Genomic DNA, 20,015 nt, shown 5'->3' on the forward strand with positions numbered 1-20,015 from the left:
CCTCCAAATTTATATAAGCACTGGTCTATCAACAGGTTTACCCTCGTTTGCGATCACCAGGCCCATATCATTATCTGTCATCTTCTGGTCCCGATTCCGCATTCCCGATTGTGAAACTATTGTAAACTTATACTTTAATTTTACACTCAAACGAAGGTAATTATCCAGTATATATGAATCAATTTTTCCATTTAAATACAGATGATACTGTGGATATTTTTTCATAACGCTTTCAACAGTCGCTTGATTAGCCTCATTCTTTAGCTGGGAGACTGTTAGAGCGATTGCAACCCGTTCCGCAAAGTTACCGAGAAATTTTTTCTTTTCGTCAGGCTTTAATTGCGGCTTTCCAAAGATATTATCTTTAATATATTGTTCAACATCCGTCATATTTTTACCCTCCAATATGCACAGTATATCTAATTTCTTAGCTTTATTAAAGAAGGACGATAACTGCGCTATTTACTCTTAAAAAGGTATAATAGTAATAAAGAGAAAGGATGTGTTACTTATGGACGAAATGGTATTTTTTAACCCGGGCGACGCAATTGCTAATTCAAGAGATTACGGTGAAGCAGTCCGTGGAGCACAAATTTATAAAGCAAAAGATCCTTATGAATCATCCCTCATCATTGCTCAAGATGTCAGTGACAACAAGAGTTTTGCCGTTTACTTTGCTAAAGATGAAAAATCGGCAGTTAAAGATGATGATAAAAGCGTTATTCCTTATCACTTAAAGAAAAAAATTTGATTATTAAAAAGTAAAACAAGAACGGCAATTTTTGCTGTCCTTGTTTTTTTATTTATCAGCTTTTCGCCAAAGATAAGCTACCAACATCTCGATTGATAAATTATCTTTGTATGGAAGTCTAGAATCTTGGTCAACCAAAGCAAAAGTATTCGTCACAAAATTTACTTTCGAATCTTCAGGATTTTTAGATATGCCAAGGTCATAACTGCCATCAGGATTGACCAAGAGGCGCTTGACGTTTCTAATATTGAGTAAGGTTTGCTGTTGTCTGAATATCATCAAATTATTCTTTTTGCCAAGATCTATTATAAAGTCTGACAAAGACTTGCCGACATCTTTGGAATCGACTCGCATGTCATAATACAAATTATCAAAGACCGCCAATAAATCGTCAGCTGGAAAAGCAATTTTTCCGATCCATCTCTCTGTCTGATCAACAAAACGATATTTTTCAATCATATGATCTTGATCTTCAACGATCGTCAAACTTTTAATTTGATTCAAGTCTTGGATAGTTTTGATTTGCTTCATATCTGAACTGAAATTTCGTTCCCAAACTAGTCTCGAATCGCCCACTTGATTAGCGGATAATCTAGGCCACAAGAACTCTTGCTTAACTTGTTGAGATGAAAAATCATGATCAATCGCTAACAAAACTAATGCCAAGCTACGCAATGGGACTTCACTGACCATTATTGATCCGTTTGCGTCTCTTACTTCATAGTAATCACTATAATCATGGTCGGATAGATTGGACTTTTGTGGATTTCGGACTAATGTTTGATGATCGCCAAAATCGATCTTATAAGTTCGACCGTCAGCCGCTACTACAGTAGTTAGTTGCTTTTGTCCTGTTTTCTGGTGATCGGAAACCGCATTACTTAATAATATATCATCTAAAACATCCCAACTATCGTAACCACCTTGATTGTTTCCCCAAACGGTGATTCCTTTTGCCGCAAGATCATCCACCAACTTCATAATCAAATCTTGATTGATGTCTTCATCGTTATCGTCAATTTCTGGAAGTCCATTTTCTCGAATCTCAATTATTTTTTCAAAGAGTTCATCGAATGATACCTTATCAACATATAATTCGCCAGACTGATTGTATAATTGGAATCTATCTTCGCTCTCTGTCAAGCGTCGCCGTTCATCTGAAAATAACGTCGCAGTAGAGTCCTTTTCTATCGGCTCAACTGGACTGGTTCGATAATAAAGAACATTAACATCTAAGTCATCGGCATCAATATATGGATAAAGATCAAGTTGTTTTTCCGTCATTTCCACTCCTGCTTTCGATAATTATTTACTTTTGCTCTGCTTGGATAATTCGACTAACATCAATATCTTGGTTTAACTTGATGGAATTTCTTTGTACAATAATCTTCTTAAACCCTTCCAACTTATATGATACATTCGTTTGCTCCTTAACTAGATACATCAAAATATAAAAATGACCTGCATTGAAATATAGACCTAAAGGCAGGCCATCTTTTCTTTTCAACGGCTTGGATACTCCATCATCATAGTCAAAATAAATTTCTTTCTGCTCGATGATCAAATCAGAAAATTTACCGATTGGCAATATCATAGCTTTTTCAGCTGCAGAAACATAATTTTCAGGTGTAATGGCTAACAACTTTTTAACCTTCATTTGTTCTTCTGAATTCATCGACTTCAAAAGTTTACTAATTATTGTCTCCAGCTCCATAGCTCCCAAAGCTTTACTGCTGATCAAAATATTTAGTATCGCCAGAGTTTCGTGGCTAGTGAGAGATTCCTTATTTGTCACAAAATACTCTTTAGTCGACCCTCGATAATTCAAAATGTACCTTTTAGAAAAATTTTTATTTGCTTTGATAGTTGTCAAGTCACGTCTGCTAGTTCGATCAGACACACCATAATTTGACTCCATATCATCTAAAAAAACTTTTTCACCATTTAAAAGTCTCAATAAAACATCAACAATTCGTTCAGTACTATTCATCTATTTTCAACCCCAATCACGTTCTAAAACCCTAAACTCTCTTTACGTTTTTCAGATTAGCATGTTGGAGCGACACATTATGTCGTTATGGAGTCGATTCGAATTTTTTTCAAATAAACCACAAAAAAATATCCTTTGATTCGAAAATGAATCAAAGGATACTTCATTAAATAATGATTATTTATTCAAGGCTTCAGAATCCTTATTCAAGGTAAAAAATGCTATTACCACAAATAAACTGACAATAATGCCTAAATACAAATAAGTCGTTTGATATCCCAATAAGTCATACATTCTTCCTGTCATACGTGAGAACATAATCACGCCAAACTGTGACATGAACTGAAAACCAACTAAATAAAGAATTGAAGATAATCTAGTTTCAAAGTTCAAATGAATATATTTAAAAATGGCAATATACATCAAAGGCAAATCCATAGTTTGACGATGGAAATAAGAATTGGACCAGCGGCTAAGCCAGTTAAAACGATTCTAACTGCAAAGATTGCCCCCACCAAAAGCATCGACGTACGGACACCAATTTTATTAACAATCATTGGTGCCAAAAACATCATTCCGACTTCCAAAAATGTTTGTGCCGAATTTAAGTAACCGTACATTTGGTTCCCTTGCACTACGGTCGCAAATTGTTGTGCAAAAAAGCGAGGAAACTGCTGATCATAAATGGTATTCATTGATGCAACTCCTAAAATAAAGAAGACAAATATCCAAAAGTTCTTCAATTTAATCAGCTCAAAAATATCACGCACTTTGACCGTCTTTGAATCCTTGATTTCTATTTCAGTCACATCGATTCTGGTTGAGAATAGAATCAAGAGAACAAACGCTGCAGCAATCGTTCCAATCCAGAAATTAAAATTGGGGTTAAAATTAAAAATATGTCCCGCAAAAAAAGCACCAATGGCAGTTCCTAATGAACCCCACATTCTGACCTTTCCATACTCAAAGTCATATTTGCGACTGATTTTTTCAACATAAGATTCAACTGCCCCCATGGAAGCTAAATAACTTCCACCTAAAAAGATACCGCCTAAAATACCACCGAGTAAAAAATTAGTTTGTAATAAAGGTTTATAGACATAAATGAAAAAGGGCCCGGTTAATAATAAAACTCCGCCTAAATAAATCAAAATATTTTTACGTGTCCCAAATTTATCTAATAAATATCCATATAAAAATTGCAACGTCATCGTAAAAATCGCATTGATACTAAATAGCGTCCCAATTCCAGCACCGCTTAGATGTAACACCTGACCAAACCAAATGGTAATCATGGTGTAAGTTAGCGCCCAACCTAGAAAAAAGATGAAAAAAATGGCACTAAAACGAATATAGATCTGATTGCGCATTAGTGTTGAACCCCCTAGTTTTTGTATTGATCTAATGAAGCCTGTAATTCTTGTTTTACTTCCTCAATTAAAGAATGTGGCTCGATAACTTTGACAAAAGTCCCTTGACCTAAGACCCAATGTTTCAATCCTTGAGTATACATATAGCCCTCAATTATGACGCTCCCATCAGCCTCATGACTAACGACTCGAGAATTTGGCAACTTGTCCAAAGCCGTCCAAGGATAGGCCTTATATTGAAGCTTAAAATAACTCTTAGGTCCCCCATTTAACAAGTAGGTGAAGTTTCTAACAGATGCTCCATCTTGCCAATTTATCCTCGGAACATTAACTGCTTTTTTGAGTGAAGTGTAAGAAAGGATTCGGTCCAATCGATAGACTCGAGCTCCTTTTTCTTCAGAAAACATCGTGACGTAAAAATAAAAATCCGCAAAGTAGAGACTCATGGGAACAGCACGGCGAACCTTCTTCGTATCACTATTAGGTCGACTTCCCTGATAAGTGAACTCCACTTGCGTCTGGGATTCGACAAATCTCGTAAAGTCGTCAATATATTCCAAAAGATGTCCGTTAGTTTTGAACGGTAGATATTCCCGATTCAACAATTTTTCGATTTTGGGCTGATCCTTGGCGTCAACTAACTCTTGTAAGTGTTTGATCACTTTGGTCAGTTCAGCTTTTGATAAAGCTCGCGATCCTCTAACAATTTGACTTATTGTCAAAACTTCCTTAGTACTGATCTTGCCTTCATTGACTACAAAATGAATCTTCTGCTTTGGATCAAACTGCATCTGATAATTAGAGTTAAAGATGGAATTTTCACGAATAACTTGCAAGTCTCGATAAATTGTTCGTTTATTGACGCCGTATAAATTAGCAACCGTCTCAGAATTGATTTTTTCACCTTGTAAAAGTCGCATTATAATATCAATTATCCGAATCAAGCTTTTAGGTAACTTTCTTTGATCGACTTCGTCCATTTTGACACCCCCGAAGACATTTTCCCTTCATTAAATTTCCCGATTACACAATTATATACTAAAAAAAATATTGAAAATGCTTATTTAATAAGGTTTTTGTATATTTTTTCAAAAAAAGTTAACTGCAATCTCAGAATGACACATAGTGACAGTACCAAGGCTTAAAGTGACCTTGTTAAATAATTTATTTACAAAAAATATTGGAGGGTTACTAAATTATGGCAGATTCAAAATTTACTTCAGTCGACAGTTGGGCATTCTGGAATATTCCTGCTGGAGATTTATCCGGTAAAGACGCAAAGACGATTGAGGACTTATTCAAAGATTCCTATCAAGAAAATCATTTTCCAAGTGAGATGCTACCCGCAAATCTGGAAGATTATTTACAACAAACAAAGGCTGTTATCGTCGGTATGAATCCTGGCAATGCCGCAGCCAATCAATCTACTGAATCGTTCTTAAACTTCCATGGTCAAAAGAAGAGTGCTGATTATCGTTTGGCAGCTGCTCTATATAACACTGATTTATGGGGGACATTTATGACCGATCTTTCAACAGTGATTGAAAGTGACAGTACAAACGTTGAGCTTGATCAAAAAAATGTCGCTGCCTTGGAAAAACATCTAGATGAATTAGGTATTCCCGAAGATGCCGTCTTGATCGCTTTAGGTGGCAAAACTTATAAACCATTAGAAAAATTTGCAAAACGTCCAGTTGCTACTATGTATCATTATTCAAACGCCAATAATGGACATTGGACAGCTGAAAAGGCAAAACAACAAATCTCAGAAATTCTCACAAAGTAAAAAAAGCATTGTAATAGCAATCAATCGTTAACTAATTTTTTAACGGTTTGAAATTGCTTATTACAGTGCTTTTTTTATGATTTGGTTCTTTGACTAATGTAGTCTAACAACTTATAGAGCGTCTGTTTGTTATCATCAGAAATCTTGGCCTGTAAGATGTCTGATTGGCTCTGATGCAAAACCGAACCTTCCAGATACGAAAAATCGTTCACTACCATCTCACGCACATTGTCGGGCTTAGGTTCCAAATGAAATTGCAAGCCGACCACTCGGTGATTCAAAATAAAACCTTGATTTTCAACGGCATCGCTAGAAAACAATAATTGAGCCTCTTTAGGTATTTCAAACATTTCTTCATGCCAATGTAAGACATTCAACTCTTCAGGAATATTCAAAAATTTCACATCCCGACGATAAACCGGTGCGAAACCAACCTCCTTAGCTGGTGCTTTAGAAATTTGATAGCCCAAAGTTTTCACGACCTGTTGTGCTCCAAAACAGACACCAAAAATTGGCTTATCTGCGGCCATCAATTGTTGGATCAAGACACGTTCTTGTTCGATCCAAGCAAAATCGTCATTCGGACTCATAGGACCGCCTAAAATCACCAACATATCTGTTTGGTCAGCAGTTGGTAGGTGTCCAAATTGATAGGGATGATAGATATACATTTCATAGCCATTTTTTTGAGACCAATCCTGAATCATTCCTGGTCTTTCATTAGGAGTATGTTGTAAAACGTTTATTCTCATAGGAATTCCTTTCACATCAACGGCAATCTTTAATGGGTATCGCCTGCAACTCCCCAAGATGACCCAATTATAGCAAAATTTTGATATGTTTTTCAGTTATTTTTTGAAAGCAAAACTATGGGGTTCAATGTTATTCTTAACAATAGGTTTTAATATTGCAGTGGTTTTGGTTCACTGCCGTCATCCGCTCCAGTTCTGGGGGATATGGAACGTGGTGGGCCGACTTGGAGCCAAGAAAACCGCTTGTCTTCAAGCTCGTCCTTTTACTAAATTGGCAAAGGACGCCAATTAAGTAAAATTTCACCACTGATATCCCCCAGAACTTCCGCTCCTGACTAGGGTTACTGCATAGTTTATTTGTTAGTGATATTTATAGGAATCCTACACTCCTTATTTTGCTTGGTCGGAGTGGAAGCTGGAAAAGCCTTGGTGCTTAAGGACAAAAGACCAAGAACAGGGAAAAATATTAAACTAATATTTACACACTCTAAAATCACACTATGATATATTAACCCATGTTTACATACATCAATATTCATAAACGCCAAAAGACATCAGTTTCTTTAAGAATCCAATCTTTTGACCCTTATCTTTAGCCTTTGAACTAGCATTAGTTCTTGAACTTATTCACTTGAGAGTTATCCCAACATGTTTTAACACCCCAGGCTGTAGTGAGAGCTCTGAGGGGTCTAAGCCATGAAATTGTTCTTAGTGGGCGAAGCACACTTAGAACAAGGCTCGACTTTGAAACAATTGCGTACTTCAATTGGTTCAAAGCGATGCCCATGGCGTTCCAGACCCCTCAGAGCCGAACGGAAGCCGGCAGTGAACCAGCTATCCACATCCACCATTGCACATCAAAAAAAGAGCCTGGTTTTACAACCAGACCCACCCTCATTAATATATACAAAATCTAATCTTTTTCATTTCGAGAACTATCTCGAATAGTCTTGTAAACTTTCATTCTAGCTACACCGACATCACGAACATTTTCCATTGCAAACTTCTGCGTAATACTGCCCTTGCGAGAAATATAATGATACAGTGGAACGTTGTCAATGTAAAACTTACGTGCTAGTGTCGCATACTCAACATTGAAAACTTGATCTTCCATCAAATCCAAGTCGGTCTGAAATGATAAGTCATTGTCTTGAATGATGGAGCGTATATAGGCTTTGTTCCATGTATAGCCCATCACTGAACCGGTCATCTTAATGATCTGTTTGACGACTTCATCTCTTCCAACAATCGATGATTGACGTTTAACAACTTTGTTTTTAGTTTTGCCAGTCTCTGTTTGATTGAAAAATCCACAAGTAACCATATCGACATCTTTATCTTTAAAAGTTGTCAAAAAGTGGTCGACGTAATTAGGTTCCACCCAATCGTCTCCATCAATAAAGGTTACAAATTCACCACTTGCTTTTGCGAGTCCAGTATTTCTAGCTGCTGAAACTCCTAAATTTTCTTGATGGCAAACAACAGATATCCAATCATACTTTTTTTCATAGGTTCGGATTATCTTCTGGGTTTGATCTGTTGAGCAATCGTCGACAATGATCAGATTGAAATTCTCATTAGTCTGAGCAATCACTGATTCAATCGAGCTAGAAATATAATCAGCTACATTATAAGCTGTCATAATAATTGAAAGTTTATTCTTCACCATATATCACCTTAATATTATTTTACTTCTAATGACCTAAAATACGCAACGACTCGGGGAGGAGAAAAAATGAAACGCATCCTAAATCTTGAAGGGGCAATAAATTTACGTGAACTTGGCGGATATCCCACTGCTGATGGTACGACAATTAAATATAATAAACTCTTACGTTCAGGGGATATAAGTAATTTAACAGGAAAATCTTTAGCCTACCTTAAAAATTACGGATTGAAATATGTTGTTGATTTTCGTTCCAATGATGAACAACGAACTTGGGCTGATACGACGTCTGATTTTTACAAGATCTATTCGGACCCAGTTTATCCACTAAAAGGTAACGGTGACAAATTAGCCGGCATTATTAACCAAGGAAGCTTTAATTATCTGGGAATGATTTATCAAAGTGTCGTTTTAGATACTCACGGTCAAGCAGCGTATAAATTATTATTCGATTTACTTTTACACAATGATCAAGATAAGCAAGCATTGCTCTTTCACTGCGCCGCTGGTAAAGATCGGACTGGTATCGGCGCTTTACTGATTTTAAAGGCGATTGGAGTGGATAATGAAACGATTACCAAGGACTATCTGCTAACCAACTTGATGTACGAAAATCGCCAAACAATCGCGAAGATTCTCAACGATAAAGATGGCAATCAAGATGTCAATCAAATGAATATGACCAAGGCTGATTTAGAGAGTATCAGTTCAGTCTTTGAGGCCATAGACCATTACTATGGAACTTTTGAAAACTACTTGGACAAAGCACTTGGAATTGATAAAGCCAAATTAGCCCGTCTCAAAGCTATTTATACTGAATAATCAAGACGTTAATATCTATTTATATCAAACTAGGTTGGCAAAGTTAATTTGTTTTTCGCTATAATTATTTCAGCAAGGGGGAACGAACCTCACCTCTTACAAAATCTAACCTGCTTCCCCTTGCCCATTACCACTTTGCAACATTTCATACCTTATAGTTTGACTAATACAAAACCAGCAATCGTTTTCCTCATACACCTCCCAATGTATGAGGTTTTTTTGTCTTTTGAAAAATTTTTTAAGCAATAAATTTCCTTCAAAAATGAAATCATTTTACACTTAGTAGCATAAGGCTTATACTTTGGACCAAATAAATATGAACGGGGTAAACAAATGAGCTTACTGGAACTAAAGGACGTAAAAAAATCTTTTACGTTAAACAAACAAGAATTTCCAGTTTTAAAGGGTATTAATCTAAAATTAGACCGCGGTGAATTCGTCTCAATTCTCGGTGAATCTGGTGGCGGTAAAACTACCCTGCTGAACACCATTGGTGGTTTGGATTCCCAATTTGAAGGTGATGTCCTCGTCAACGGTCAATCTTTGAAAAAAGGTTCAGATAAGGCTCTGGACAATTATCGTAGCCACACTGTCGGCTTTGTCTTTCAAAGTTTTCATTTGATCAGCCACTTGACGATCCTCGAAAATGTCATGGTACCGTTGGAAATGTCAGCTCTTTCTTGATCAGAAAGAACCGATAGAGCTAAGTCGCTTTTAGCTAAGGTTGGTCTTTCTGAACATTTGGAGAAACATCCCAACCAATTATCCGGTGGTCAAAAACAGCGTGTTGCTATCGCCCATGCTTTAGCGAACGATCCTGAGATCATCATCGCAGATGAACCGACTGGAGCACTTGATTCACAAAATACCGAGGAAGTGCTCAAGATCCTCGACAACATTGCCAAAGAAGGAAAATTAGTAATTGCCGTTACCCACTCACAAATGGTTGCCGACTATGGTACCAGAGTGGTCCATTTACAAGATGGAAAGATTGACTCCGACGAGCAACTGCGTGATTCCTACACAATTCCCAATGAAACTTCGGACAAAAAAAAGATCACTCACTTAAGTTTTAATGATACTTTCCGTTTAGCTTGGGAACACATGCGCTACACTAAGGGGCGCAATATTTTGATCATCCTTGGTGCCGCAATTGGTATCTTCTCCGTTATTTTTATGTTAGGTTTGGGTTCTGGTATCACTAGCTACATCAACGGAGAAATGGCTAAGCAGGTCAATCCCGATGCTATTCAAGTTACCAAGAACGTCTCTCGTGACAATACTGACGCCAACAGTATCAACATGACTAATGCGGATATTGACCGCTTAAAAGGTATCAAAAATGTTAAGAAGGTTGAAAAGGCTTATTTTGCCCAATCGCCTAAGGTTAATTACAATACCAAGAACGTTTCGATGCAATTTTTCCAAACTTGGAACGCTACTGAAAAAACTAATGATATTACCCAAGGTAAAAAACCGGGTAACAATGAAATTATTCTCTTAAAATCGGATGCTCAAAAGTTAGATAAGAAGAATTACAAAGATATCGTTGGTAAGACAGTTAAGTTGTACATTACTAGTCTGAATAAGAATAATCAGCCTACCCAAATTACGATGAATCTCAAAGTTTCTGGAATCATCACCTCGGGCTCTTCAGCTATTAGTTTTAACACCTTAGAATCGGCGGCTAAATCAAGCAACGTTGATTTACAACCAAACTTCGTTACTTTGACAGTTAACAATACTTTGAATGTCAAAGATGTTCAAACTAAGATCAAGTCTTACAAGACGACGATCGATAATAAGAAACAAAATCGTTACACGATCACCGGTGTTGGGGCCATTATTGACTCCTTGAATACTTACTTGAGATTAGCCTTTGATGTATTGGCAGCCATTGCCGGAATCTCCTTGATCGTCTCAGCAATCATGATTATTGTTGTACTTTACATCAGTGTTTCCGAACGTACGCAAGAAATCGGTATCTTACGAGCTATCGGTGCCAGAAAGAAAGATATCCGGAATATGTTTATTTCTGAATCTTTCTTGATTGGTTAGCCCAAATGGGAGCTAATTCCATTGCTCAAGGTGCTTTCAAAGCTACAATCGTCTCAATTTCACCCGGTAACTTTATCTTTGGCATCTTAGTCAGTGTCGTTATTAGTTTACTGGCCGCTCTTGCTCCATCTAGACGAGCAGCTAAATTGGACCCACGTGACTCATTAACAGATGAATAATTACCATGTTTAAACTCAACGAGGACCTAATTCTTATTTTGAATTGGGTCCTTTTTTATATTTAAGTTCGGAAGCTGCTTAGTGTTCTTTAGCAAACTTTAAGAAAATTTTGTATAATTGAGTTTCGGATATACAACATGTGACCTTTCTGTGAACTTTCATTTAATCTCTTCCTATGGAAAGAGTTGTCTTGTATACTTGGTTTGTCAACATAATGGAGGAATGCGAATAATGTTTTGTCCAAATTGTGGGCATAAAGTCGACCCAGATCAAAAATTCTGTGATAACTGTGGTTGGGCCCTAAAAAATAAAAAAACTGAAGATTCAAGTAATGTCAAAGATGATGATAAAATTCGGTCATTATCTGAAATTGAAAATGAACTAAATGAGGAAGAACCAACTAGTCAAACTAAAGCTCCCTTGCAACAAGCACCCGCACAAAAGCGCGAATATGGTTCATTCAACCACCCTACTTCAACACCATCAACTAATGAATCTAAGTCTTCATTCACCCCTCGAGCCGATCCAGAGGAAGCAATGAAAACATATACGAGTTCAAATCATTCTAACAATTCATCGTTCAATCAACCCAAATCAGAAGAACCCTTAGATGATAAAACACAAATATATAGTAAAAATGATTTTAACCCTATCTCTCAAAAACCTTATAAGAAAGCAGAACGAACTGAAAATACTACTCCTCATAAGAGTTTTGAAGATCCTATCAAAGAGCCAATGGGAAATCCTTTCGAACCAACTGAAAGCGAAAAAAGAGCTGCCGAAGCAAAACGTGAGGCACAAGAAACTGACCCTAACGATGGCTTCTTACATAACATGTTGAAGTTTGCCAAAAACAACGCTTATATCAGCATTTTAGCTGTAATCGTCACGGCAATTCTTTTAGTAGTCAAAAGGAATTATGGTTTTATTGCTTTGGCAATCGTCATCATCTTGTGGTTCTTACTTTCACAATTGGGCCACGGCAATGAGACAGGTGCTAACAAAGCCTTAAAGCATGAAACTTCTTTGAAGAAAAATAACACTGATGATCAAACTCAAGCTCCTAGATCAGAAAATGAACCCACAATTTCCAAGCATCAACAGAGGAAAATCGATAAAAAAGCTGCTGCTGCCGAAAGAATTGTTAGTCATAAGAAAACCACTAGTCAGAAAATCATCATCGCCGCTTCAATTATCGGTTTTATTGCAACCATTGGTGGACCATTCTTAAACAGCGTTTCTCTTTCCAGTACAATTGCAACTGCAGCCAACTATACAGCTAATCTTGGTGCGGCTCAGCCAACCTGGATAACCAATGGATTCTCAGCAATTCGATTGATCTGTTTCTTGTCACCAGTCATTGCTCTGATTGCAGCCTGCTTTAGATCACGCGGTAGCATTCGTTTAGTCAGAATCTTTACCATGCTTCCAACAATCCTTTACGCCGCTCTCTATGCTGCACTTTACGCTGGCATCGTTAACTCGACAGCAATTACCGGTCAAGTGGCTGTTACAACTAATGGCTCCTTTGGAACAAGCTTTTATGTATTATTGATCACATCCATAGTTTCACTGATAATGTCATATACATTACGTCCAGTTGTTAAATAATATTAATTATTACTATATCAAATAAAAGCAATTGTGATATTCATTATGTGTGTTCACGATTAATGAACAATTACACATCTATTTAATTAAAAAGTCCATCAAGTCAACGATTGATTTGATGGACTTTTTGTGTCACATTTCCTATCGACATTTCGTATACTCACTTTTGATAGTTAGTTTGTTTACTTACCGTATACAAAATTAAGAATTAATACTTTGTGCATAAATTAACTTTCATTTTATCATAAATGTTCTTATATTTTTTGAACAAATATAATATTAATACTCCGATATAATGTGTTTTGTCCCAAGATATTGGAGGTGCTAATTTTGCGACATCGAAAATATATTAAAACATTTAAATTCTTACTTTTGCTTATAATCCCAATTATTTTACTCAACCTTTCAACTTCATTACCTGATGAGATAAAGGCTCAAGATACTAAGGAAGATATTGAAGTAACCCCCCAATTCAAACCAACTAAACCACCCAAGAAATTCATTGGAATTTGGATGACTAGTGGTTATGGTTTACAACCTAATGCTAATTCATACACCGTAGTTAACAAACCGGTCACATTACGAACCAGTGCTGGCCGGTCAATTTGGGCTGTTATTTTAGGTCTTTTTGATACGCCACATTATCAATGGTGGAAAACTACTGATGGAAAAAATTGGACTGAAGTTCCCAAGGGCGATTCCGGTAAAAAGAAAAATTTAACTATAACGCCTACCGAAGAGGGAACCGTTTGGTATCAACTAGATACCCAATACTATACGATTCCGACCATAAAAAGACATCTTTATTCAGAGGTCGCAGCGGTACATACTCTCCCTGAAGAAGTAAATGCGATTAAACTGGACGTTACAACAGATGATGACTATTTATACAATACGAGTGATGAAATATCTAATACGACTTATGCTCATGCCGTTCCAACGCCTGAAAACGCTACCGGGGTTATCTCCTGGTCCATCGACGATACTAGTTTAGCCACAATTGATGAAGACGGTCTAATCACGGCTAATAAGAAAGATCGAGATGGTGTCGTAACGGTAACTGGTACAATGACCAATGATGACGGCTCTAGTGTATCTGGCACTGCCAAAGTAAGAATTGGTGGTGGTTTAGATGATCAAACTGTTAAGTCTGGTCAAAGTGCTACCTATACCCTCATGGGTAATACCGGTGGTGATGGAGACGACGAGAACACGGGGACAATTACCATTGCTTGGTACCGATATGAACCAGGTTCTACCAAGCGTACGCAAGTTGCTTCTGGAAAAGACGACTTCTATACAACCAATCCGACTACTATGGACGATGACGGTGCCTATTATCAGGCCGTGATCACATTGAAGTCAGGAAGTGTTAGTAAAAAACTGACTACTAACAAAGCACTACTAACTGTCATCCCTTCTGGGCCTGAACTGGAGATTACCAATAAGATTCAAAATCTTACCTATAATCATTCCGATGATACAGATAACCTCTTGAATAACGTCGTCAACGGTGATCAAATAAGCTACCATGACAATATTTACAATAAGAGTCCCGATGCCGAATTGATCGATGGTAATTATGTCATTCCACTACATAATAAAACTATCGTCAATGATGTTAGATTAAATGGTGTACCCGTAGAAAAAGAAGACTACAGTATCATTCATGACGATGATAATAATACCGACAATTTAGTCATTAAAATTGGTACTATCGGTAAACAAGAAACTGCAGCAATCGATGTCTTTACAACTGTCGCTGGAATTTCTGCATCAGAGGAATTTAATTTCACCAATTATGCTTATGGCTCCACTTCAGATGAGCAAATTTATCGTCAAGAAGGAGTGCAAGAAACAATCAATTATGCCATTGATAGTTTTTCCACTGACATTGCTGATATTGATTATGGTTGGGTAGGTCCTAGTAACCAAGATTTGTTACAAAAACGCCCGGCCGAGTTAAATTCGCCAAATAATATTGTCAATGTCGAAGATCAAAGAAGGGATAAAACGGCTTTGAAAGTTTACGTCTCACAAGTAACTGATTTCATCAATGAAAATGGAGAAACTCTTCAAGCGGTAATGCGTTATTACGAAAATGGCTCCTTTACCGATATACTGAATGCACCAGTTTTAATTTCTGAAACTAACTCTGGAGAAGAGCTGAATTCGATCGGTTGGATGGAAGAAGACGGTCTGCTGCTCTATGTTAATAACAAATTTACATTGGGCGGTTCCTATCAAGCCACACTTAATTGGAATTTTACGGAAAGTATTTAACCAAATGTTGCCTGCTTTTGCAGATTGATAAAGAAGCAGTTTAATCAAACCCTTCAACGAAATCCAAATCGTTGAAGGGTTTTTTAGTCGTAAAATTCTCTTTATATTTTTACTTGGCTAATTCATAGCTAAATAAAGGTGATTTTATTTTTAATAATCAATATTTTTATTCATTATTCAATAACTTTTTTTCAAAAAAAATGCTTTATCGACTTTCTAAATTTCTATATACTATTTATTATTGGTATAGATAACTTGAAGGGGGATTAAAAATGCAATTTAAATTAGCGAAAATTCATTACCTAATCATCCCGATTGCCATTATTCTAATTCTTTTATTGGCTCATAGTGCCGTGATAAAAGCGGCTGCATCTCAAGCAAGTTTCCCTGCCCCCAGTCCTCGACCAGTCAAGTACCGTGGCTTTTGGACTACCGGAGGTTTCAATATTGAACCCGGGTCAGATTACTATGTCACATTGGGTGACTACGTCCAAATCACTACAAGCTCAGTTCGACCATCATTCAGCGTTATTGAAAATCCTTTTTAACCGCTGAGTCACACTTGGTACATGTCTTTTGAAAACCAACCACCTGAAATCATTTCGAAATATAAAGATGCAACTTTAAAATTTCCGCCCGAACAAACTGGCACTTATCGCTTTCAGATTTTCGACAAGTACACTGGTTTCATTTTCTCTGAAAAAAAATTACTCGGAAATCGCTACTGTACATGTCCTACCGAAAGAAATAAAAGCAACTGCTATTAGTGATATTAATGTCGACACTGACTACTTGTACAACACTAATAATAACTTTGGCAAAAACGAAGCCTTTGCAAGTGCCCACTTGGTTCCATCTGATTCTACTGTGCCGGTTAATTGGAGTATTAGTCCTGATGATCTGGCCACGATCGATGATAATGGTAAGGTAACTGCCAAGACTGGCAAAGAAGGCAGTTTTTTCATTACAGCCACAGCTATTAATTCCGATGGCAGTACTGTTACCAAGACTAAACTGATGAACGTTGGTGGTGGTTTATATGACCAAAAAGCTCGGTCCGGGACCAAAGCAACTTTCACCATCCAAGGATTTGATCAACAAGAAGACCGTGATGACGAGGATGTCAAGGTTTCTTGGTTCAAACGAGAGGGCGGCAAAATCGTCGGTCTCCGCAATTACAACTCCAACCAGTTTAAATATACAACTGAAACTTTATCTGAAAAAAATAATGGCGAGAAATACTTTGCCGTTATCGAATTTAAAAATAAAACACTAACCACCAGTGATGGTCTTTTAACAGTTTTGCCAAGACTTGATCCTGATGTAAAAGTAACTAGTTCCATTACTAATCTATCTTTTAACAGTGATGACAATGGTACGCAAACTTTGAATAAGGTCACTAACGGTGATGAGATTCAATATGAAATTGATTTGGATAATAACGGTAATATCGATTTTAGTAATAGCTATTTTTTTATCTACTTAAATTTAACTTCTCAAATTAGTAAAATTACCGTTGATGATAAAGAAATAAAGGATTTTGGTCTCACTTTAAATGCAGTTAATAACTTTCAAAAAGTTAAGATTCAACTGAATAAATTCGATCCAAACACAACCAAAAAAATAAAAATCAATACAATTACTCAAGGTATTATTGATCACCAGAATTTTTCCTCCAAGCCTTTCTTTATCGGTGTAGATAGTTCCGACAACTCATATCAAACGCTTGGCGACGAACTAAGACTAAACTACATTTCCAATGGAATTATCTTGTATCCCCAAAATATCAATTTTGAACCACTGGAATTTTTTGATACGAACACGATTAAATATCGAACGGCTGAAACCAACAGCCCTAACGAAGTTGCAACCATTATCGATCAGCGTCGTGATAAAAACGCCACTACCTTATCTCTAAAGCAAGAAACTCCCTTCATGAAATATCTACCTGAAACTCAGTCACTGGATCAAAATACCCAGCTGCCAGCTAACTTGTATTTTTATAAATCAGATCAGGCTCCACAACCCTTGAACAATGAGACCAATATTTATACAACGTTCAAAGGACAGCCAGTAAAATCCCTTAGTTGGAACAAAAACGAGGGCATATTATTGCATGTTAAAAACGCTAATGTCCCTGCTGGGACTTATACATCAAAACTAGATTGGTGTTTTACACAATCTGTTTAAACATATTGTACAATCAGTATGATATATAGCACCTTCGTTGGATATTAATCAATTCTGTTTATACTTGTCCATAAGAAGAAAGGAAATGTAACCAATAGTTCCCCTTCTTCGAAGTCTCACGATCGTGAGCATACATCTACCAAGACGTCATCGATTAAAAGTATCGTAATCTAGGTGGATCGTATTGAATGGGATAAGTTCTGAAACACGTTGAATTGAGATGAGGCAAGATCAAGAGTAGTTGTTGATTTTGCGGTTTTGATCATTGTTGATTTAAAATCATTGTATTTGGAGTAGCTTCTGCCCCTTTAAAAACCAGTAAGCTATTAGTTCTCATAATGAATCCTCCAAAAGACAATTTCGTCTAGACAAAAAAGCCTCGGGATCTTTTCAGTCATTACTGAAATCCCGAGGTGTTTTTGTTTATTCTTCTAAAAAACTCATCCGATCAGCAATGTTGGTAATAACACCATCGACACCCCAATTAAGCAATTGACGAGCTCGATTAATGTCATCGACAGTCCAAACATTGATCTCGTAACCATAATCCTTCATTTTTTGAATCTTAGCTTCAGTTAAGCCAGCACTCTCTGGATGCACAATTTGAGCATGGCAAGCTTGCATAACTAAATTCCAGTCTTCCCCTAGTGTCACTCTGCTGAATAATACCGCATATTTTAAGTCCGGTCTCAACTGATACATTTTTTCTAACATGATGGGATTGAAACTAGAGATGATCAGCTCGACATGATCATCTAATCTCTCTAAAGCCTTCGCAAAAACTTCAACCAATCTATCGGCTAAGTAATTGGCATTGTCCCCTACAACACCTTTTAGCTCAATGTTGGCATTTATCTTATGGATATTAAGAAAATCAATTAATTGATCTAAAGTAGGGACCTTCTCACCACGAAACTTTTCAGCAAACCAATAGCCAGCATCGGCACTTTGGACTGTTTCACTATCGACTGTTTCAATCGAACCTGATTGATTAGTTGTTCTATTTAATTTGTCATCATGAATAACAAAAACTTTTTCATCTTTAGTAATGCTCAAGTCTGTCTCAATCCACTTGACATCGTGATTGACAACGACATTGAATGCAGCCATCGTATTTTCTGGTGCTAAGGTTGGTATTCCTCTATGAGCAATTATCTTTTTATTCATAGTAATCCTCCAATAAGTAGAGTATACAACAAAAGACCTGTAACAAAAAAACCGAGTTTACAAGGTGTATTCCCGGTTTTAAAGTATTTTAAAAAATAACTATCGGTATAGCGATAATTTCTAAGCTTGGTATCTTGAAACACCATCTAAGTATGTTTCTGATAATGTCATATCGTCATCCAACACGATAAAGTCGGCATCACGGCCATCAGCAATCACACCACATTTATCAAGGATCTTTGAACTCTTAGCGGCTGTGTAGCTGGCCATTTCAACGGCTTCTTCATCAGTAGCAATGTTCCAGTCGACAACATTCTTGATAGCTTCATTTAACATCAAGATTGAACCAGCCAAGTTATGAGTTTCGTCCTTTAATCTAGCTGTACCATCAGCAACGACAACTGGTAATTCACCAAGAACGTAATCACCATCAGGCATCAAGCCAGCACGCATACAATCAGTAATCAAAGCAACATGTTCAGGAGTCTTCTTTTCGATAACAACTCTTGCAGCATATGGGTTAACGTGATGACCATCACAGATCAATTCGTCATCAACTAGGTTCATTGAAAGAGCTGCACCGACCATACCTGGAAGACGGTGGTTTAAGCCACTCATTCCGTTGTAGGTATGTGTGAAACCAGTAGCACCAGCTTCAACACAGGCTTTAGCTTGTTCAAAAGTAGCATCACTGTGACCAAGGTAAACTGCAACATCGTTTGAAGCAACAGCCTTAACGAATTCAGGAGCACCCTTACGTTCTGGGGCAATTGAAATCTTCTTGATCATACCATGAGCAGCATCTTGCCAGTCTTTGAATTCTTCCGCATCAGGATCTCTGAAGTACTTAGGATTTTGAGCACCCTTGTGTTTTTCAGTGTAGAAAGGTCCTTCAAAGTGGATACCTTGAATCTTAGCACCGGTTGCTTTTTGATAATTATCCCCGATTGTTTGGCAAATGTGCTTTAGTTGCTCATGTGAAGCTGTCAAAGTTGTTGGCAACCATGAAGTAACACCAGCTCTCAACAATCCTTCTGACATTTCGTTGAGTTTTTCAAAATCATCGTCCATCACGTCGTGTCCAACTAGACCATGAATATGTGTATCTACTAAACCAGGTGCAATAAACTTGTCAGAATAATCGACAATCTTGCCCTCTGGTTTTTCCTCAGCAGCAGTAAAGAATTTACCAAATTTACCATCATCAGTGACTTCAAGATAGCCACCGTTTTCAGTTGTGTTTTTTAAAAAGAACTTCTTAGCATGAATATAATATGACATTATCCAGTCTCCTTACTAATTTTAACGTTTTCATTATACCATTGTTCACCGGTCTATACCACCGTAATAAAGCGTTTTAACTGAAAAATATCCCCTGATTCTAAAGAAT

At 37.0% G+C, this 20,015-nt stretch carries 15 protein-coding genes and 2 pseudogenes; 8 read left to right on the forward strand and 9 right to left on the reverse strand.

From position 1 onward, the window contains the following. Window positions 1–9: 9 nt before the first annotated feature. Entirely contained in the window at window positions 10–390 is a 381-nt protein-coding gene (locus tag ACG72T_RS00585; protein ID WP_395263997.1) for a YueI family protein, read from the reverse strand. A 121-nt stretch (window positions 391–511) separates the two neighbouring features. Here ACG72T_RS00585 and ACG72T_RS00590 point away from each other — a divergent pair, with 121 nt between their 5' ends. After that, window positions 512–751 (forward strand): hypothetical protein, encoded by a 240-nt coding sequence (locus tag ACG72T_RS00590; protein WP_395263998.1) that lies wholly within the window; start codon window positions 512–514, stop codon window positions 749–751. A gap of 48 nt (window positions 752–799) precedes the next feature. Here ACG72T_RS00590 and ACG72T_RS00595 read toward each other — a convergent pair whose 3' ends face one another. The 4 genes and pseudogenes from ACG72T_RS00595 to ACG72T_RS00610 form a co-directional block, all read right to left on the reverse strand. Further along, entirely contained in the window at window positions 800–2,035 is a 1,236-nt protein-coding gene (locus ACG72T_RS00595; protein WP_395263999.1) for a hypothetical protein, read from the reverse strand. A 25-nt stretch (window positions 2,036–2,060) separates the two neighbouring features. Further along, on the reverse strand, window positions 2,061–2,741 hold the full coding sequence (locus ACG72T_RS00600; RefSeq protein ID WP_395264000.1) for a hypothetical protein: 681 nt from the start codon (window positions 2,739–2,741) through the stop codon (window positions 2,061–2,063). 177 nt (window positions 2,742–2,918) lie between these two features. Continuing rightward, a pseudogene (locus ACG72T_RS00605) lies at window positions 2,919–4,111 on the reverse strand (oligosaccharide MFS transporter). 14 nt (window positions 4,112–4,125) lie between these two features. Next, window positions 4,126–5,091, reverse strand: a complete 966-nt coding sequence (locus ACG72T_RS00610) for a helix-turn-helix transcriptional regulator (protein WP_395264001.1) — start codon at window positions 5,089–5,091, stop codon at window positions 4,126–4,128. Window positions 5,092–5,309: 218 nt separating this feature from the next. Between ACG72T_RS00610 and ACG72T_RS00615 the strand changes: the two genes are divergently transcribed. Beyond that, window positions 5,310–5,897: a hypothetical protein gene (locus ACG72T_RS00615; protein WP_395264002.1), complete on the forward strand. Its 588-nt coding sequence runs from the start codon at window positions 5,310–5,312 to the stop codon at window positions 5,895–5,897. A 74-nt stretch (window positions 5,898–5,971) separates the two neighbouring features. On the opposite strand, the gene ACG72T_RS00620 is transcribed toward ACG72T_RS00615, so the two are convergent. Together ACG72T_RS00620 and ACG72T_RS00625 are read right to left on the reverse strand one after the other, a co-directional pair. Then, window positions 5,972–6,649 (reverse strand): type 1 glutamine amidotransferase, encoded by a 678-nt coding sequence (locus ACG72T_RS00620; protein ID WP_395264003.1) that lies wholly within the window; start codon window positions 6,647–6,649, stop codon window positions 5,972–5,974. A 913-nt stretch (window positions 6,650–7,562) separates the two neighbouring features. After that, entirely contained in the window at window positions 7,563–8,291 is a 729-nt protein-coding gene (locus ACG72T_RS00625) for a glycosyltransferase family 2 protein (RefSeq protein WP_395264004.1), read from the reverse strand. A gap of 93 nt (window positions 8,292–8,384) precedes the next feature. Here ACG72T_RS00625 and ACG72T_RS00630 point away from each other — a divergent pair, with 93 nt between their 5' ends. From ACG72T_RS00630 to ACG72T_RS00655, 6 genes and pseudogenes are all read left to right on the forward strand, one after another. Further along, window positions 8,385–9,137, forward strand: a complete 753-nt coding sequence (locus ACG72T_RS00630; RefSeq protein WP_395264005.1) for a tyrosine-protein phosphatase — start codon at window positions 8,385–8,387, stop codon at window positions 9,135–9,137. Between the two features lie 333 nt (window positions 9,138–9,470). Beyond that, a pseudogene (locus ACG72T_RS00635) lies at window positions 9,471–11,374 on the forward strand (ATP-binding cassette domain-containing protein). 231 nt (window positions 11,375–11,605) lie between these two features. Further along, a complete protein-coding gene (locus ACG72T_RS00640; protein WP_395264006.1) occupies window positions 11,606–12,985 on the forward strand; it encodes a zinc ribbon domain-containing protein in 1,380 nt (459 codons plus the stop codon). Between the two features lie 330 nt (window positions 12,986–13,315). Further along, the gene (locus tag ACG72T_RS00645) at window positions 13,316–15,268 is read left to right on the forward strand and encodes a hypothetical protein (protein WP_395264007.1); all 1,953 of its coding nucleotides are present in this window, start codon (window positions 13,316–13,318) and stop codon (window positions 15,266–15,268) included. A gap of 272 nt (window positions 15,269–15,540) precedes the next feature. Continuing rightward, complete coding sequence (locus tag ACG72T_RS00650; protein ID WP_395264008.1) at window positions 15,541–15,816, forward strand: hypothetical protein; 276 nt, start codon at window positions 15,541–15,543, stop codon at window positions 15,814–15,816. A 244-nt stretch (window positions 15,817–16,060) separates the two neighbouring features. Continuing rightward, window positions 16,061–17,458: a hypothetical protein gene (locus tag ACG72T_RS00655; RefSeq protein WP_395264009.1), complete on the forward strand. Its 1,398-nt coding sequence runs from the start codon at window positions 16,061–16,063 to the stop codon at window positions 17,456–17,458. Window positions 17,459–17,881: 423 nt separating this feature from the next. Here the strand turns inward: ACG72T_RS00655 and ACG72T_RS00660 are convergent, their stop codons facing one another. Further along, the gene (locus ACG72T_RS00660; protein ID WP_395264010.1) at window positions 17,882–18,625 is read right to left on the reverse strand and encodes a glycerophosphodiester phosphodiesterase family protein; all 744 of its coding nucleotides are present in this window, start codon (window positions 18,623–18,625) and stop codon (window positions 17,882–17,884) included. A 120-nt stretch (window positions 18,626–18,745) separates the two neighbouring features. Then, window positions 18,746–19,906 carry an N-acetylglucosamine-6-phosphate deacetylase gene (nagA, locus tag ACG72T_RS00665; protein ID WP_395264011.1) on the reverse strand — a complete coding sequence of 387 codons (1,161 nt, stop codon included), beginning with the start codon at window positions 19,904–19,906 and terminating at the stop codon, window positions 18,746–18,748. Between the last annotated feature and the right edge of the window lie 109 nt (window positions 19,907–20,015).

The organism is Companilactobacillus sp. FL22-1, from assembly GCF_043951805.1.
Lineage (GTDB): Bacteria > Bacillota > Bacilli > Lactobacillales > Lactobacillaceae > Companilactobacillus.

Bases quoted from the DNA above. Each gene is read 5' to 3' on its own strand.
- ACG72T_RS00595 (WP_395263999.1), bottom strand. From the start codon at position 2,035: ATGACGGAAAAACAACTTGATCTTTATCCATATATTGATGCCGATGAC.
- ACG72T_RS00620 (WP_395264003.1), bottom strand. From the start codon at position 6,649: ATGAGAATAAACGTTTTACAACATACTCCTAATGAAAGACCAGGAATG.
- ACG72T_RS00650 (WP_395264008.1), top strand. From the start codon at position 15,541: ATGCAATTTAAATTAGCGAAAATTCATTACCTAATCATCCCGATTGCC.
- ACG72T_RS00610 (WP_395264001.1), bottom strand. From the start codon at position 5,091: ATGGACGAAGTCGATCAAAGAAAGTTACCTAAAAGCTTGATTCGGATA.
- ACG72T_RS00600 (WP_395264000.1), bottom strand. From the start codon at position 2,741: ATGAATAGTACTGAACGAATTGTTGATGTTTTATTGAGACTTTTAAAT.
- ACG72T_RS00625 (WP_395264004.1), bottom strand. From the start codon at position 8,291: ATGACAGCTTATAATGTAGCTGATTATATTTCTAGCTCGATTGAATCA.
- ACG72T_RS00615 (WP_395264002.1), top strand. From the start codon at position 5,310: ATGGCAGATTCAAAATTTACTTCAGTCGACAGTTGGGCATTCTGGAAT.
- ACG72T_RS00660 (WP_395264010.1), bottom strand. From the start codon at position 18,625: ATGAATAAAAAGATAATTGCTCATAGAGGAATACCAACCTTAGCACCA.
- ACG72T_RS00630 (WP_395264005.1), top strand. From the start codon at position 8,385: ATGAAACGCATCCTAAATCTTGAAGGGGCAATAAATTTACGTGAACTT.
- ACG72T_RS00585 (WP_395263997.1), bottom strand. From the start codon at position 390: ATGACGGATGTTGAACAATATATTAAAGATAATATCTTTGGAAAGCCG.
- ACG72T_RS00640 (WP_395264006.1), top strand. From the start codon at position 11,606: ATGTTTTGTCCAAATTGTGGGCATAAAGTCGACCCAGATCAAAAATTC.
- nagA (WP_395264011.1), bottom strand. From the start codon at position 19,906: ATGTCATATTATATTCATGCTAAGAAGTTCTTTTTAAAAAACACAACT.
- ACG72T_RS00590 (WP_395263998.1), top strand. From the start codon at position 512: ATGGACGAAATGGTATTTTTTAACCCGGGCGACGCAATTGCTAATTCA.